Genomic DNA, 16,143 nt, shown 5'->3' with positions numbered 1-16,143 from the left:
AGCAAGCCGGGTAGATCATAGAAAAAGAAGAGCAAATAATATCAGTTAGGCAGGAAGAGGAAAAAGTGTTTTTTTTTTCAAGCAGAAGGCGGCATAGGAATTCTAGTACGGTCCCGGGGGCTCGGAAAGTTGTAAAAAAGAAAGAAACAAAATATTCAAACCCCAAAAGCAAAAACCTGGTTGAAATATTTCCCAAAAAAGTCCAAAAAAAAAAAAAAAAAAAAAAAAAAAGAAAGGTTTGGAAAAAAGAAACATAAAAAATTTTAAAAAAAACCCTGAAAAAAACCATAAATATAATTTCCATCGGTGGTTTTTCCATTCCCCCCCCCCCCCCAGCTACCAAGTAGCACCATTGCATACAATGAATTTACCAATAAACAATACCAGAATATTTTATAAGTAAATTGACTTTTGATACTATTAAATATTGTCATAACATTTCCTTACATAACAAATTGTGAAATTATAGCAAATTTTCCAATCAATAGAGAATATTGAGAATCTTTAAAGAGTTAAAGCAATGCTTTCTTTTATTTATTCAGAATCTTGTGTATCGTCTTGTTGTGTTTCTTTCGTATCTTTTGTTGAAGCAGATTGAGTTTGCGGATTCCATAATTGTAGTTTCATTTGTGTGCTATTAAAGAGTCTTTGTGGACGTCCTTCTGCCTCATATTCAATACTAAAACCAGCCTTAATATCAGCTTGTCCATTTTTATCAGGTTTTATTGCATACATTCCATTTGGTGAAATAGACATTGCGTTGACATTTGTAATGGTTGTGCTTGGAGGGATTGTCAATGGATAGCGTTGGCTTGAAGTAAGATGTCCATTAATATAAAGATCTGTTACAAAAATTGTTAAAGGATTATTAGTAAGATTACGCACATTAAATATTACTGAACCAGAGGCAACTTTAAAAGCACTTGCACTTACAGCTAGATTCAAATCTTCAAGAATAATCGGGGGAATGATAATCTCTGCTACTGCAATTTGTGCGGGTGAGATACCTTGCATATTTTGTGTTGTTACATTCGCACCAGCACTTGTAAGAATATTAATCGATTGTGAATCATTATTCATTGCAGCATAATGAAGTGGTGTATTATCATATTGTTTCTCTTTTATATTTGGATTTGCTCCAGCCATAATGAGTAATTTCACCATATAGGGATTCTTGTTTTGTGCTGCTTTATGCAGAGCTGTTTCACCATTACTCAATGTGTTCACATCAGCTCCAGCCATAATGAGTATATACGCAATCTCAAGACGATTATTTTTCACTGCTTCATATAATGGTGTGCTTTCTTTCCAACGAGAATTCACATCAGCTTTTAACTCAATTCCACTTTCAACATCGCTCAACACATGGCTAAATAATAAATAATCATATTGATTTGCTTTTAATAATCCAAGAAAAATCATACATATCAAATAATATTTTTTCATTAACATGCTCCTACTTTACTTTAAAATGTATTTTTGCTAATGATTGAACTTTCTCAAATATCTCTTCAAAATCCACACCATACACGCGTGAATTTCCTATTGTTGTAATAAAATTTGTGTCGCCCTCATAACGCGGGACAAAATGCAAATGTAAATGATTGGGTATGCCTGCTCCAGCCGCTTTTTTAATATTTATACCCATATTTACCCCCCTTGCCCCATATTCCTCAAGTAAGATAATAGCATTTTGAGCAAGAACACTGATATGTAGCCATTCATCTTGACTAAGAAGCGTAGGAGAATCAACATGTTTATAAGGAATAATCATAAAATGTCCGGGCATATAAGGATAAAGATTCATAACACCAAAGCACACAGAATCTCTATAAAAAATATGATTCTCTCTATCCCTATCACTTGCTGCAATGGCACAGAAAACGCATTTCTCATCACTTTCTTGCGTAAAATATTTACTCCTCCATGGAGAATAGAGATTATCGTAAGCCATATTATAACCCTAGATTCTAAAATTTACTTGTAATTATACCTTAAAATATTTTAAAATTCCTTTATACAATAATTTCTTGATAGCAAATAATATTCCGCCAAAAAAGTAAATTACTCATTTTTATAGTATATTTCTTAAATACTATTTAAGAATCAAGTCTTTCATTGTCTTCAATAAGGGTAAGGTTATTGCAATAAAATAGTAATGTTTATATTTAGTTAAGTATTGCAAAAATAAAGTATGTAGTTTTGGAAATTTTTTATATAAAAATAATAAAATTGATATGAGTATAAAAGTAAAAAATAAAAATTCTTATATTTTGCTTTCTAAAAATATAATGCAGTATTAACTTATCTTGTAAAAGAGTGCAATCTACAATTACCATAAATATAAACAAGATTCTCACTCTTGCAAAGTCATTGTATATCCCCACATTATTCTCAAAGTTATTAAAAATAAGAGAGTTTTAGATTCAGTAGATTTCTTTCGGTCTCCAAACAGCAATAGTATTTGTGATTATATTGCCATTCAAATTCGAAAGTAATAAGAGATGGAAAAATGCGTTGTGTATTTAAAATAACATTACATCATTCCCATACCACCCATATCGGGCATTGGAGCAGGAGCAGGTTTATCTTCTTTAATATCAGTAATTGCTGCCTCTGTTGTAAGAAGTAAGCTGGAAATGGATACTGCATTTTGTAATGCTACACGTGCTACCTTAAGAGGATCAATGATACCAGATTTAAACATATCTACATATTTTCCTTCGCTTGCATCAAAACCTGTTTTTGCATCTTTTGCCTTACTTACCTCATTAATAACTACACCTGCATCATATCCTGCATTCGTTGCAATTTGTGCAAGAGGTGCTCTTACAGCTCTATGGATAATATCAAAACCAATAGCTTCATCTCCTTTAAGTGAATCTGCATTGATTTTACTTGCTGCATGGATTAACGCAGCTCCACCACCAATCACAATACCTTCTTCAACAGCAGCTTTAGTCGCAGATAATGCGTCATCTACACGATCTTTTTTCTCTTTCATTTCCACTTCACTTGGTGCACCAACTTTAATAACTGCCACACCACCAGAAAGTTTTGCAAGCCTTTCTTGCAACTTTTCTTTATCATAATCACTTGTGGTAGATTCTATTTGTGTGCGAATTTGAGCTACCCTTTCTTCTACTGCTTTTTTCTTCCCTTTACCATCTACAATTGTAGTGTTATCCTTATCAATTACGATACGAGCAGCTTGACCCAAATGTGATATATCTACTGCTTCAAGCATGAGACCGACCTCTTCGCTGATAACTTCTCCACCTGTTAGAATTGCAATGTCTCTTAGCATTTCTTTTCTTCTGTCTCCAAAACCAGGAGCTTTTACAGCTGCAACATTTAATACGCCTCGAAGTTTATTCACAACCAGTGTAGTTAATGCTTCACCTTCCAAATCTTCTGCAATAATAAGCAAAGGACGACCACTTTTCATTGTTGTTTCTAAAATCGGGAGAATATCCTTCATTGCAGTAATTTTCTTATCTGTAATAAGTAAATATGGATTCTCTAATTCTGTACTCATTTTATCGGCATTGGTTACAAAATATGGACTTAAATATCCTCTATCAAATTGCATACCTTCAACAACGCTTAATTCATCATTGATTCCTTTTGCTTCTTCAACAGTAATAACACCATCTTTACCTACTTTATCCATTGCATCAGCGATTAATTTTCCGATATTTTCATCAGAATTAGCAGAAATAGTTGCTACTTGAGCAATTTCTTCTTTACCACCAACTTTTTTGCTACCTTTTTTAAGTTCTTCGATGATTAAAGAACTTGCTTTATCCATACCTCGTTTAACAGCAATCGGATTTGCACCAGCTGTAATATTTCTTAAACCTTCTTTAAAAATGCTATGTGCCAATACTGTTGCTGTTGTAGTTCCATCACCAGCAGCATCTGCTGTTTTACTTGCAACTTCTTTTACAAGCTGTGCACCCATATTTGCTAAGGTATCCTGCAATTCAATTTCTTTTGCTACACTTACACCATCTTTCGTAATTGTTGGAGCACCATAGCTCTTTTGAATCAAAACATTTCTTCCTTTAGGACCCATTGTTACTTTTACTGCATTGCTTAAAGCATTTACACCTTCATAAATTTTATTTCTTGCTTCATCACTAAATTTTATATCTTTTGCCATAATTTTCTCCTAATATTGTAAATTATATAATTATTTAAGAATACCTAATATATCTTCAGAATCTAAGACAACAAAGTCTTTACCATCAATTTTTACTTCATTACCTTTATATTTACCAAAAAGAACTTTATCATTCTTTTTTATTTCACCATCTTTTTCAACTTCTTTGCCGATTTCTTTAACGATACCTATACTTGGTTTTTCTGTAGCATTATCGGGGATAATGATACCAGAGTGAGTTTTTTTCTCTTCTTCAACTCTTTCAATCAATACTCTTTTTCCTAGTGGTTTAAAAGCCATTATATTCTCCTTGGGTAATGTAATATTTTATCACTTAAAAAAATTAAGTGATAAAATATTACATTTTTTTAGTTAATAAGTCAATATATAATATTGATATAATAAAGAAAATTTAGTATTATACACTAAAGTTTATTAAGCTTTATTATATAAATATAGCTTTTTAGTCCGCAAACTAAAAAATAAAATCATATAAATAATACAAAAACCAATACCAAGAAGCAGTAATAACAAGGTATTATCATAATAAAGTGTAATAAAACAGATAAAGATTGCACAAAGAGAATTTAGAATTAAAACACCATAATGTCCAAATTGAGCGTAGAAAAAGAAATGTAGATGGTAGTTGTTGGGTTCACATAAATGTATAAAAATCTCTGCGAACGAATATGACTTTATATGACGCCATCTCGTGCAAATACTAGCGATAAATTCACATAATGGATAAATAAAAAGTGTCAAAGCATAATAAAAATTTAATTTAAAATACCACACACAAATAAAAAGTAATGCACCAATAATAAAACCTAATAAAAATGCTCCACCATCCCCTAAAAACATTTTTCCATAAGGAAAATTAAATAACAAAAAAACAAAACATATCCCAAGCAGAATAGTGCAAATAAATATAACAAAATTAATTTGTAATTGATACCCAACAAAACACAATGAGACAAGAAGTATAATGGAATAAAATATTGCATTACCATTTACACCATCAATGACGTTAATACTATTTGTTGTAAAGAACAAGAATAATAATGTCACGAAGATTCCAAGCATACTTATAATAACAGAATCTACCACAAGAAAAATAAATGAAAAAATAAAATATAAAAAACCTATAGTCTGCATAGTAATATTTATAATAATTGAAGGGTTTCTATTGCTATCTTTAAATGTGCCACTTAACATAATAATAAAACATGCAATATACAAATGCAATCCTGCTAAAGGATCAAAGATAGCTTTGGGAATCTCGATTCCAGCCATAGCAATTACAATAAGTGATAAAAAGATTCCAATACCACCGCAACGAGGTGTATTATGGTGATGTATTTTAAACTTATTTGTGAGAGTTCTATCTTGCATAATACGCATTGTAACAGAAAGAATATAAGTTAAAACAAGGGCAATTAGCCCACAGACAAATCCAAAAAATATAAAACTATACAATTGTAAAATACTCATTACCAACCCCTATTTTGATAATTTTGCGATATATCTTATTTTACTATTTAACAAATTTTTTATGCAAATTTACTACTATCATTCTACGTAATTTATTGCCAAATATTACAATTGGACTAAAATATATAACTATATAGTTACAGATTCTCTTGTATCAATTATTGTTAATGGAATATGAAAACTTAAAAACTATGCAATTTTATACTTCATTATCTACATACTCTTCTAATAATTTTCTAAAAACTTGTTCTATTTCTCCAAAAATATACTAAGCTCTATTATTGCAAACTTCGAAGTGATTTTAAATTTTTTATAATTTTTCTTCTCAACTAAACACATTAAATATACTTTCTTGCACCTCTATAAACTTTTTTCCAATAACTTGAATCTAAGTTTGCTATCACTACTTTTTTCCCTTTTCCCGGTGCATGAATAAATTTACCATTTCCAATATAGATTCCAACATGATTAACTGCTTGACCATTATTCGTAGTAAAAAAAACTAAATCACCAATTTGTAAATTTGATTTTAACACAAAAGAACCTGTGTTAAATTGATCGCGAGAAGTTCGAGGTAAGCTCATGCCATTTAATTTATATACAGCACGCACCAAACCACTACAATCAAAGCCACTAGAACTCTCACCACCCCATTTATATGGAACACCAAGATATTCGTGGGCTCGTTTGGAAAGATTATATCGTGTATTTTTTGCTTTATCCTTCTGTGATACTTGCTGATTCATTGAATAACTTGTTGGATTAATAATGAAAAATTTATCAATCAAATGTTGCTTTTGAAACTTCAATGCCATATCTTTAGCTTCATTAGAACTTTTATAATTCCCAAAACGAACTTTATACATACCATTTTCTTTAAAAAAGAAAGCATCGAGTCCATTTTTATTTAAAGAATCTGCAAGCTTTCCTGCATTCTCAAGCTTTTGAAAACTTCCAACTTGTATGCTATATGCAATATTAGAAATTGTAGAATCTTTAGCAAGAGACTGTGTTGTTGCTTGTAAATTCACACTTATAAAATAAAATAGCACAAACCATATAAAAACTACTTTCCACATAATACACTCCTTTTTATTATTCTTAAGTTAAAAGATTTTACAGTTGAGAATCTTACAAATGCATTATTGACATTCTAATGTAATATTGTAAGTGAGACAGAAGTGTTATAGTTTATTACTACAACAATCAAGATTAATTAAATAGCCCCTTCTCTCTCTCATCTAAACACAAATCTTTAGGCATAATAATTTCCCCATCACTCAAAATACATGCTCTTTCTACTACACTCAAAAGTTCTCGAATATTTCCTGGCCAGGTATAGTTTAGTATTTTATCTTCAGCTTCTTTACTTAAACTTTTCTGTTTAAAACCATAATTCATGCAAATTTCATTAATATGGACATACGCAAGAGGCAAAATTTCCTCAATACGTTCTTTGAGTGGTGGAATCTTGATTGGCACAGTTTGTAGTCGAAAAAAGAGATCTTCTCGAAATTCTTTGTTTGTTATTTTTTCTTGAATATTTGCATTTGTCGCTGAAATAAATCTTACATCAATTTTAATAGGTTTTGCACTACCTAAGCGGATAATTTCTTTTTCTTGTAAAGCACGTAACAATTTTGCTTGTAATGCCATTGGCATTTCACCAATTTCATCTAAAAAAACACTACCTCCTTGTGCTATCTCAAATAAACCGGGCTTTGAGTTGATAGCATCTGTAAACGCACCTTTTTCATATCCAAAAAGTTCAGATTCTAAAAGATGTTCCGGGATTGCAGCCATATTAAGTGCAACAAATGGGGCATTCGATCGTTTTGAATTTTCATGAATGAAGCGGGCAAATACTTCTTTCCCAACCCCACTTGCTCCAAGTAGCAAAACACTTGCGTCAGTTGGAGCAACCTTTAAAGCAAGATTTTTTACCTCTTCTAACTTTGGAGAACTTGACTTAAATAATTTTTCCTTATCAAATGTCTTTTTACTAGGGGTTACTTGAGTATTTTTATTTACTTTTTCAAACTCTTTATTAAATTCTAAAATTTTTTTTGTTCTATAAATTGCATTTAATAAATCTTGTGGCTCAAAAGGCTTTTGAAAAAAATCTTTCACGCCTAAACGCATAGATTCTATTGCTGTATTAAGGGTTGCATTGCCTGTGATAACAATTGCTTCGTATTTCCCATTTAACTGCGTTAAAAACTTTATACCATCCATTTGGGGCATATTAATATCTGTAATAACAAGCTCAAAACTATCATCTAATGATTTTAATGCATCTTTTGGATTCTTAAAGCTAATAATCTCTAAATCTTTATAATCTGAAAAGAAAAATTCAAGACTCTTTCTCATATTGATATCATCTTCTACAATTGCTATTTTCACTATATTCCTTTCTTTGTGTTTTTGTCCTTTGGTGGAAATACCTTGAGTCTCAAAATCCCACCATTAAAATCTACAAGCACATAAGAATGCACTTTTGTAATTGTTTTGGTGCGCGATTCAAGATTAATGGTTGTATTTCTGTCATCAAGATATGTCTGGTGTAACATAAGACACTCCAATACTTCTGTTTTATATTCCTGGAGAAAATTATACAATAAATATCGTATTTGTTTCTTTATGCTTGCTTGCATTTCTGTTTTTGTATAATGCGGGTAATGCTTGATTGTAAAAAATTTTTCTTTCAAATTGAGTTCACAAACTTTTGTGCTTATAGAACGATTTGATAATCCCAAAGTATTAAGTGGTGTAGAAATTGCATATTTCTCTCCATAAGGCACATCATTTACTAATTTAAAATCATATTTTATGATAAATTCATAAGGCTGTGTCTCACTCATTTCCTCTATCTCTGGTGCTGTGTCTGGATTGATTCTTAACATAACATCTTTATTGATTTGTTTCTGGATCTCATTATGCTTATAATTTACAATATCGCTATTTGCAGGATTTCCTCTGTATTCTTTTTTCATAATATCCATTTGTTGTTCCTGCATTTCTCTAATAGTATTTTCCTTTTGGAGCGGGACTTCATTTGGCACAGAATCAGTGGGAATAGAATAAAAAATATCAGATTGTGCCAGAGGAATTTCTACATCAGCAAGAATCAATAGATCTCTTACATCTCTAGCAGCAACTAAAGAGATATTTATAATAAGAACAACAAAGAAAATACGCAACATTTTTAAATTTCTCACTTTGTTTAGATTCTATGATATCAAAAAACTTCTTACAATTTTCTCACTTCAATAACGCACTATATCAAGATTTCATAATTTAAAACTTTTAGCTAAAAGTTTTAGTATTTTTATTCTCTTTCAACATTGTTTCCATTAAAGCTGGTGGGTCTAATAGCTCATTATCCTTAAAAAGTTTCTGCGAATCATTATTTTTAGAATTTTGAGGGTGTAAATCATCTGCCTGTTTCTCAGAATCGTTTTCTATACTCTGTATATTTGATTCTGGAGCAACTTCGTATCGCTCATTGGTTTCTAATCCACTTCTATTGGTTGGCACTACCTGATTCGTTTTTGTTTGTAAATTACCATCAATAATCATCTTAACATCATAGTTATTGTTCAAATATGTTAACCATTCTATAAGATTCATTGCATTAAAATCTTCCAGAGGATTAAAGTTCTTGTTATCTTTTATTGTAAACTGTAAATCAATTTTTTTAATCTTACTTTGAGCAAGGTTAATAAAAGCCAATATAGATTTTATACTATAATCATTTAAAAACGAACCAAATAATGCTGGAATAATCATTTTTAATGTGCCAAGATTTCCATCAAATTGACTTTGCAATATTTCTCTTTGTTGATTACTTAATGATTGGTTTTGTGCTAAAAAATCCTTAAAGGTCTGCTTGGACTGCATAGTAAGATGAATAGATTCCAATTGATGAGGAATATTTACGAGTTTTAAATCCTCTTTAACCTCACTAGATTCATAAATGTTTGCCATCATTATTTCATAGAAAATGCCAAGTATATGAGCTCTTTGAACATTCGGCATAAGAATATTATTGGTTGCAATTTGTGTGGTAAAAATCTGTGATTCAAGATTACATTCTGTTTTTAACTCAATTAAACTCGATTCTTGATTTTCAAACAAATCTGAATCTTGAGTTGAATAAGTTTGTTTGCAGTGCAAATTATTTGGCAAAAGGGCTTCAGCATTATGATTAAAAAACGCGATAGAAGAATTGGTTTTAGAATCTCCAAAAAATTTTTGAATATTTGGATAATTTAGCTGTGTGTCTACATCAAACGAAATATGTTTTTTGCTTTTTATATCCTTTAAATCAAGAGTAATTTTATCAAATCGTATGTTTTCATATACTTGGTTGTTTCGTGTTGTTGGATCTTTTACATAAAGACTAATAAAATCGGATACACAAGTATAATCCATTAGCCCACTACAATGAAAGGGTGCATATTCAATTTTAGCAACAGGATATGTATCATTTGATTGCTGAATCTGTAATTGCACATCATGCAACCCACTATTTAAACGTTCTTCAATATTCTGTGTGATTTTTTGTGATCCAAAATAAAGTGCAGTAACAAGGGCAATAATTATAAAAGCTCCAAAAACTACCAGAATCCGTGCCAACTTATTCATAATATTTATCCTTACTGATTTCTCAAATACCATAAAAAGATTAAGAAAAATCTCATATCTTTCAAGAAAAAAGAAATATTTTCAAAAAAAAAGCAAATTCTACCATAAAAAATAAAAGAAATAACCGCAAAGTTTATGAATATTTTAGTGCCAAGAATTATCAAAAACTGCAAGATAATACAGAAATCAATAAAAATATTTTCACTATTTGAGAATCTTGATTTTAAAAGGTTCAATTATTTCACATGTCCTCACAATGATTTATTCTCAAATTATGGATAAAATCATAAAATATATTTATGGTATTGAAGACAATGCTCTGTGATTCTAACATATTTTTATAGATTTATACTTTATATCCCCTAAATCTATAAAAAACATAATCATAAAATATTTTTATTACACAAAAGTTCTAACTTCTTTTATAAAACAAAATGGAAGCACAAAATTATCAAAACCTTATTTGTAATCTTTAGAAATAAATTTTAAGTATTTATTTCTATTTTAGCACAATTTAAGTTTAAAATATATAGAATCATACATTTAAACTTTTTATTAAAACTTTATTTATGTTAAAGTTTGGGGAGTTATCTTGGACTATCACTCGGTTTCAATGGTTATTTTAGCAATTATACTTATATTTTTAAATGCGTTTTTCGTTTTATCTGAATTTGCTTTAGTAAAAGTGCGACGATCAAGATTAGAAGAATTGGTAAAACAAAATAACCAAGTCGCCAAATTGGCATTAAAAATGTCCAACTCATTAGATAGTTATTTATCGGCAACACAACTTGGAATCACTCTAAGCTCTCTTGCGTTAGGTTGGGTTGGTAGTTATATCACAGCATTAATTTTACATGGAATGTATGCAATTTTCTCAGAACACACACAATTACTTGATACGATTAGTTTATTAATCTCTTTTAGTTTGGTTACCTTATTACATGTTATTTTAGGTGAGATTGTCCCTAAATCTATTGCTATTTCAAAAAGCGAAGTCGCATGTTTAGCAATAGCCAGACCACTTTATATTTTTTGGCTTGTTTTTTTTCCTGTTATTAAATTTTTTGATTTTGCTTCTGCTATGTTCTTAAAACTACTAAAAGTTCAAGCACATAGTGATGTTCATAGTGATGAAGAACTAAAAATTATTGTTGGTGAAAGTTTAAAGGGTGGTGTTTTAGATTCTATAGAGGGAGAAATTATTAAAAATGCAGTAGATTTCTCTGACACTCTTGCTAGAGAAGTTATGACTCCTCGCAAAGATATGATTTGTCTTGACAAAACCTTAAGCTATGAAAAAAATATTGAAATTATTATTAATGAACCACATCATACTCGCTACCCATATTGCGATGGGAGTAAAGATAACATCGTTGGAATCATACATATTCGAAATGTTCTAGCTGCAAATATTAAGAATAATTATCAACCAATAACATTTGATGAATTTGTGCAAAAAATGCTTATTGTTCCAGAGAGTGCTTCTATATCGCAGATTCTACTCAAAATGAATAAGAAAAAAGTTGATACCGCTCTGGTAATTGATGAATATGGTGGCACTGCAGGTATGATTACTTCTCAAGATATTATGAATGAAATTATAGGCAATATTGTTATGGATGCAAGCCAAAGTCATGATATTAAGAAAATCGATGATAAAACATATGAAGTAGATGGTAAAGTTGATTTGGAGAAAATTAAAGTTGCTCTGAATTTTGAATATGATGAGGAATCAATGCAAGTAACAATTGGTGGATATGTTCTTAATCTCTTCGGAGATATGCCAAGTGTCGGTGATATTATCAGCGATTCTGTATATCAATATGAAGTTTTGGCTATTGAAGATACACGAATTAAAAAATTAAAAATTTCATTGCAATAAAAAATACTTTATATCAAATTCTAGTGCTTGTTAATAACTGAGATTTCCTGAATTTCTTATAGAATCTTTCTAGATACAAAGTTATAATTTTATGGATTTCTAACAATCTTGTGAATAATATTTAAAAATTAATCTTATTAAAATTCATACACTTTATGATAAAAACTAATGAAATTTTTATAGTGTGCAATATGAATATTATTTCCCCATACGTTTAAGTATATTTTTAACAATCTCATTTGGAGCAAAATTAGATTCTTCTGCATGAAGAGATTGCAGGGCGGTATTTATTTCAGAATCTTTAAATCCCAGTGCAATCAAAGCATCATAAGCAAGCTTAGTATTATTATTTTCTTGAGTTTGCACATTTTGCGTATAACCTGTAAATTCTAACATAATTTTCCCTGCAACTTTTGCACCTATTCCTTTCACACCCTTAAGTGCAGATAAATTATTTGTTTGCACAATAGAAAGAAACTGATTAACAGAAAAACTTGATAAAATAGTCAAGGCAATCTTTGGTCCCACCCCATTTACCTTAAGTATATGCAAAAAAATCTCTCGTTCCTGTTTACTCGCAAATCCATAGAGTAAATGGGAATCTTCGCGAATAATCTGTGCTATTTCAAGTGTAATTTGTGATTTATTTTGTAATTCCAGACTTGTCAAAAGCGATATTTCGATGAAATAAGTAACACCTTGCACTTCCAACTCAACACTTGTTGGCAATAGATTTTCAATTTGCCCTTTAAGACGCACAATCATAGCAGATCCTTTTCAAAAAATTTGCACAATAAAGCATGAAAGTATAGCACAAAAGCAAAAATATATAAGCATATAATCAAATAAGGATTAAAGATGCAAATACATATTTTTACTAAGGAATATAAATTGCTTTAACTTGTTGCAAAGATATTTAAGATAAAAAATGGAGCGTATTTATGAATACTGCAAGTGTTAATCAAACACCAAACATTAATATTGACACACCTCATGCAAAAGATTCTTTAAAATTTGTAGGTATCCAAAAGAAATTTAGTATTGTAGATATTATCCCCTCAACAGATAGAATTAATATAGATGATGATCCACAATATTCAGCTCAAATTAATGATATTCTTGCAACTCTTAAAAGTCTCCAATTAGCAAAAAAGAGCCTAAGTGAAGTCCAAAGTATTACAAAAGATATTAAAAGTAGTTACAAGACAGAAAAAAATGATGCTTGGGCTCCCCTTGATGATTCTATGCTACGGCAACGTTATGAAGCCACTTTGCAAATAAAAGATATTCTTGCAAATGCAGTATATAACCATAAAAATGTTTTTACAGCTGATTATTCTGACAAAGGTATTAAACTTAATCTTGAGCGAAAAGATCTTGCAAATTTAAATCTCAATGATGAACTTTCAATCAATATTTTTTCCGATAACATTGCAAAATTAAGCAGTGAAATTGAATCAAATATTAGGAATTTACAAGATAAAATTGATAAAATAGATCAAAGTCGTTGGCTTTCTATGGAACAACTCCGAAATGTGCAATTAGAACAAAAATCTGTAAATGATTCAATAAAAGCTACGAGTGCTACTCCAAGCCTTGCAAGTGCATTGGCAGAAGTAAATAAGCAAAATCAAGATTCTGCCTCAGTAAATACCTTAAATAACAACAATACAACTGGAAATGAAGCAAATAATGGAGTAGTAGGTATAGCAAAGAAAAATACTCCAAATGATATTGATAATGCTATAAGCCCAATCAATGCCATAAAAAATAACCAGGATAATAAAAATCAAAATTTTAATACAAAAGATTCTAATCTTGCAGAGAATTCAACTCAAATTCCAGATGATATGCAACAAAATGATGTGGAAAACAATACAACTACAAATACTGTTACTGCAACAGATGCAACAAAAGATACAAAAGTCAATGGAACAGAATCTACAGAGACAATATCAACCAATAACCAAAATATACAAGCAGATTCCCAAACTGCTCATACAACTAAAGATATACAAAGTCCAAGTGATTCTGAAACAAATAATATTAGCAATGCAGAAGATAATACAACCAGAGAGACGAACGAACAAAAAGTAGTTGGTGTTGTATCTGGAGATGAAAAAGAACAAGTAGTAGATTTATTTGTTTAATTTCAGTATGATACAAAGTATTTATGCTATGGCAAGGAGATTGTTATGAACCAACAAAATTTTAATTGGGGGGGGGGGGGAAATCCCATTACCAAGAACTATGGTGTAAAATTTAGACTTAATTTGTTAAAAAATGATATATTCTTTTATCGCTATCTCTATTCTCACAACCCTCATTCTGTCACTCGTAAAATGAGAGATATATATTTTGGTTACTCTTCTCATAAGTATGTAGCAAAAAAATCTTTCCTTTCTTTTCTTACACCTAAAAGATACAGACAACAAGGTTTAGCTTTTTATTGTTGGCAGAAAATGAAAAAGCTCTCTTATAAATCCAAAAAAATTGAAAAAATTTATAATTCTTTGCTAAAAAGATATATAAAGATTCGTGTGATTTTAGGTAAAGTTGATATTCCTTATTTTGAACTTGTTTTAACAACAAAATGTACAATGCGTTGTGAATCCTGCAATAATCTTATGCAATATTTTACTCCAAATCAGCAATATACTTGCACACTAGAAGGGATATTGCAAAGTCTTAATATTTTACTTAGTAAAGTAGATTCTGTGGGATTAATACGAGTTATTGGTGGTGAGCCATTGTTATTTAAAGAGCTACCACAAATTATAAGATTTTTAGATTTACAAGATAAAATTCGAGCATTTAATATCGTAACAAATGGGACAATGATGTTTTCTAATGAACTTTTGGAATCACTGAGAAATTCTCACAAGGTGCAAGTGAATATTTCCGATTACACACGTTCCCCTAATCTTACATTACCATTAAGGCATAAGCAGATTATGAACGCTTTAGAATCTTATGGTATCTCATACTCTTTTGCATGGAGTGATGATTCTAGTTTTTGGTTCAATCCTGGAAAAATTTATAAGAGAAATAGAAATAAAAATGACATTATAAAAAACTTTCGTGCATGTAGAATGCCTTGTGTCAGTCTTATGAGTGGTGAGGGAATATTATGTAACACCCCAAACAATACTATGATAGCCCCAATTGGTGCATTGTTTGTTTGTCCAATTGCAAGCTCTCTTTCACGTTTAAGGGGAATGGATGAGTTTGAAGGTGATTTTATTGACATAGCAAATGCAACAAGAGATAGGATACTAGAGTTTTATGGGCAAGATTTTTATAAAGTTTGCGATTATTGTCATAATATGTGGGAGGCAAAACAACTTATCCCCATCGCTATACAAACAAAAAAAATTCTAAAAATTGCACCATAATTACAAATGAAACAAATTATGATATAAAGACAATATTGCTTAATGATATAAATTATTTGCAGAATCTTTCTCTCCTATTGGGGATTTTCTATTTCTTAAATAAGTAAAAATATGTGCAACAAATCAAAGATTGCATTACCAACAAAAAGTTTATCTTAACCCACTCCCCTAAACCCCCTATTTATCGCTTTACATATTCTTATAAAATATGCTTTTTTGTCTTGTGGAATATGAAACTATACATAAAACTATACACAAATATTTTATTCAAAAAGGGTATATAATGGGGTTTAAAAGCTTACATGAATTAAAAGAGTTTATAAAAGAGTTTGAAACAGAATTAAGAAATAAAGATTTTGTTACAAAAAGTGATAAGTTTGCAAATGAGAATGTAAATACAAAAGGAAAGAAAAAGAGTAAAGCGAAATGCTTGAATGATAGTATTACTCAAGAGAAGCAAGACAACACTAGCAATAAAGGTATTTATGATAATCACATTCAAGATATTAGCAATATTCTAAAGAACAAGCTAAGTAGCAAGACAAAGGAAGCTTAGGTTC

Annotated in this window: 15 protein-coding genes; 4 read left to right on the top strand and 11 right to left on the bottom strand. The window is 30.1% G+C overall.

The features are described from left to right. Nucleotides 1-263: 263 nt before the first annotated feature. The 10 genes from CQA53_RS12235 to CQA53_RS01405 all read right to left on the bottom strand — a co-directional run bounded on the left by CQA53_RS12235 (nt 264) and on the right by CQA53_RS01405 (nt 10,303). Nucleotides 264-434, bottom strand: a complete 171-nt coding sequence (locus CQA53_RS12235; RefSeq protein WP_181882308.1) for a hypothetical protein — start codon at nt 432-434, stop codon at nt 264-266. Between the two features lie 100 nt (nt 435-534). Then, on the bottom strand, nt 535-1,446 hold the full coding sequence (locus CQA53_RS01445; protein ID WP_115542220.1) for an ankyrin repeat domain-containing protein: 912 nt from the start codon (nt 1,444-1,446) through the stop codon (nt 535-537). A gap of 10 nt (nt 1,447-1,456) precedes the next feature. Continuing rightward, nucleotides 1,457-1,954: an HIT family protein gene (locus CQA53_RS01440; RefSeq protein ID WP_115542219.1), complete on the bottom strand. Its 498-nt coding sequence runs from the start codon at nt 1,952-1,954 to the stop codon at nt 1,457-1,459. A gap of 582 nt (nt 1,955-2,536) precedes the next feature. Continuing rightward, a complete protein-coding gene (gene groL, locus CQA53_RS01435) occupies nt 2,537-4,165 on the bottom strand; it encodes a chaperonin GroEL (RefSeq protein ID WP_115542218.1) in 1,629 nt (542 codons plus the stop codon). Nucleotides 4,166-4,195: 30 nt separating this feature from the next. Next, on the bottom strand, nt 4,196-4,465 hold the full coding sequence (groES, locus tag CQA53_RS01430; RefSeq protein ID WP_115542217.1) for a co-chaperone GroES: 270 nt from the start codon (nt 4,463-4,465) through the stop codon (nt 4,196-4,198). Nucleotides 4,466-4,600: 135 nt separating this feature from the next. Further along, on the bottom strand, nt 4,601-5,656 hold the full coding sequence (locus CQA53_RS01425) for an MraY family glycosyltransferase (protein WP_115542216.1): 1,056 nt from the start codon (nt 5,654-5,656) through the stop codon (nt 4,601-4,603). A 338-nt stretch (nt 5,657-5,994) separates the two neighbouring features. Further along, on the bottom strand, nt 5,995-6,735 hold the full coding sequence (locus tag CQA53_RS01420; protein WP_115542215.1) for an NlpC/P60 family protein: 741 nt from the start codon (nt 6,733-6,735) through the stop codon (nt 5,995-5,997). Nucleotides 6,736-6,868: 133 nt separating this feature from the next. Then, nucleotides 6,869-8,059 carry a sigma-54-dependent transcriptional regulator gene (locus CQA53_RS01415; RefSeq protein ID WP_115542214.1) on the bottom strand — a complete coding sequence of 397 codons (1,191 nt, stop codon included), beginning with the start codon at nt 8,057-8,059 and terminating at the stop codon, nt 6,869-6,871. Next, complete coding sequence (locus CQA53_RS01410; RefSeq protein ID WP_115542213.1) at nt 8,059-8,859, bottom strand: hypothetical protein; 801 nt, start codon at nt 8,857-8,859, stop codon at nt 8,059-8,061. Before CQA53_RS01410 ends, CQA53_RS01415 begins: the two co-directional genes overlap by 1 nt. 103 nt (nt 8,860-8,962) lie before the next feature. Then, the gene (locus CQA53_RS01405; RefSeq protein WP_115542212.1) at nt 8,963-10,303 is read right to left on the bottom strand and encodes a hypothetical protein; all 1,341 of its coding nucleotides are present in this window, start codon (nt 10,301-10,303) and stop codon (nt 8,963-8,965) included. 613 nt (nt 10,304-10,916) lie between these two features. Between CQA53_RS01405 and CQA53_RS01400 the strand changes: the two genes are divergently transcribed. Beyond that, the gene (locus tag CQA53_RS01400; RefSeq protein WP_115542211.1) at nt 10,917-12,188 is read left to right on the top strand and encodes a hemolysin family protein; all 1,272 of its coding nucleotides are present in this window, start codon (nt 10,917-10,919) and stop codon (nt 12,186-12,188) included. A gap of 198 nt (nt 12,189-12,386) precedes the next feature. On the opposite strand, the gene ruvA is transcribed toward CQA53_RS01400, so the two are convergent. Next, nucleotides 12,387-12,953, bottom strand: a complete 567-nt coding sequence (gene ruvA, locus CQA53_RS01395) for a Holliday junction branch migration protein RuvA (RefSeq protein ID WP_115542210.1) — start codon at nt 12,951-12,953, stop codon at nt 12,387-12,389. Between the two features lie 176 nt (nt 12,954-13,129). Here ruvA and CQA53_RS01390 point away from each other — a divergent pair, with 176 nt between their 5' ends. The 3 genes from CQA53_RS01390 to CQA53_RS01380 all read left to right on the top strand — a co-directional run bounded on the left by CQA53_RS01390 (nt 13,130) and on the right by CQA53_RS01380 (nt 16,139). Then, the gene (locus tag CQA53_RS01390) at nt 13,130-14,338 is read left to right on the top strand and encodes a hypothetical protein (protein WP_115542209.1); all 1,209 of its coding nucleotides are present in this window, start codon (nt 13,130-13,132) and stop codon (nt 14,336-14,338) included. Nucleotides 14,339-14,383: 45 nt separating this feature from the next. Further along, complete coding sequence (locus tag CQA53_RS01385) at nt 14,384-15,583, top strand: radical SAM protein (protein WP_115542208.1); 1,200 nt, start codon at nt 14,384-14,386, stop codon at nt 15,581-15,583. Nucleotides 15,584-15,866: 283 nt separating this feature from the next. Then, the gene (locus tag CQA53_RS01380; RefSeq protein ID WP_115542207.1) at nt 15,867-16,139 is read left to right on the top strand and encodes a hypothetical protein; all 273 of its coding nucleotides are present in this window, start codon (nt 15,867-15,869) and stop codon (nt 16,137-16,139) included. Nucleotides 16,140-16,143 lie beyond the last annotated feature (4 nt).

This window comes from Helicobacter didelphidarum (genome assembly GCF_003364195.1).
GTDB classification, from domain to species: Bacteria; Campylobacterota; Campylobacteria; order Campylobacterales; family Helicobacteraceae; genus Helicobacter_A; species Helicobacter_A didelphidarum.
This window is presented reverse-complemented; position numbering and strand designations above follow the sequence as displayed.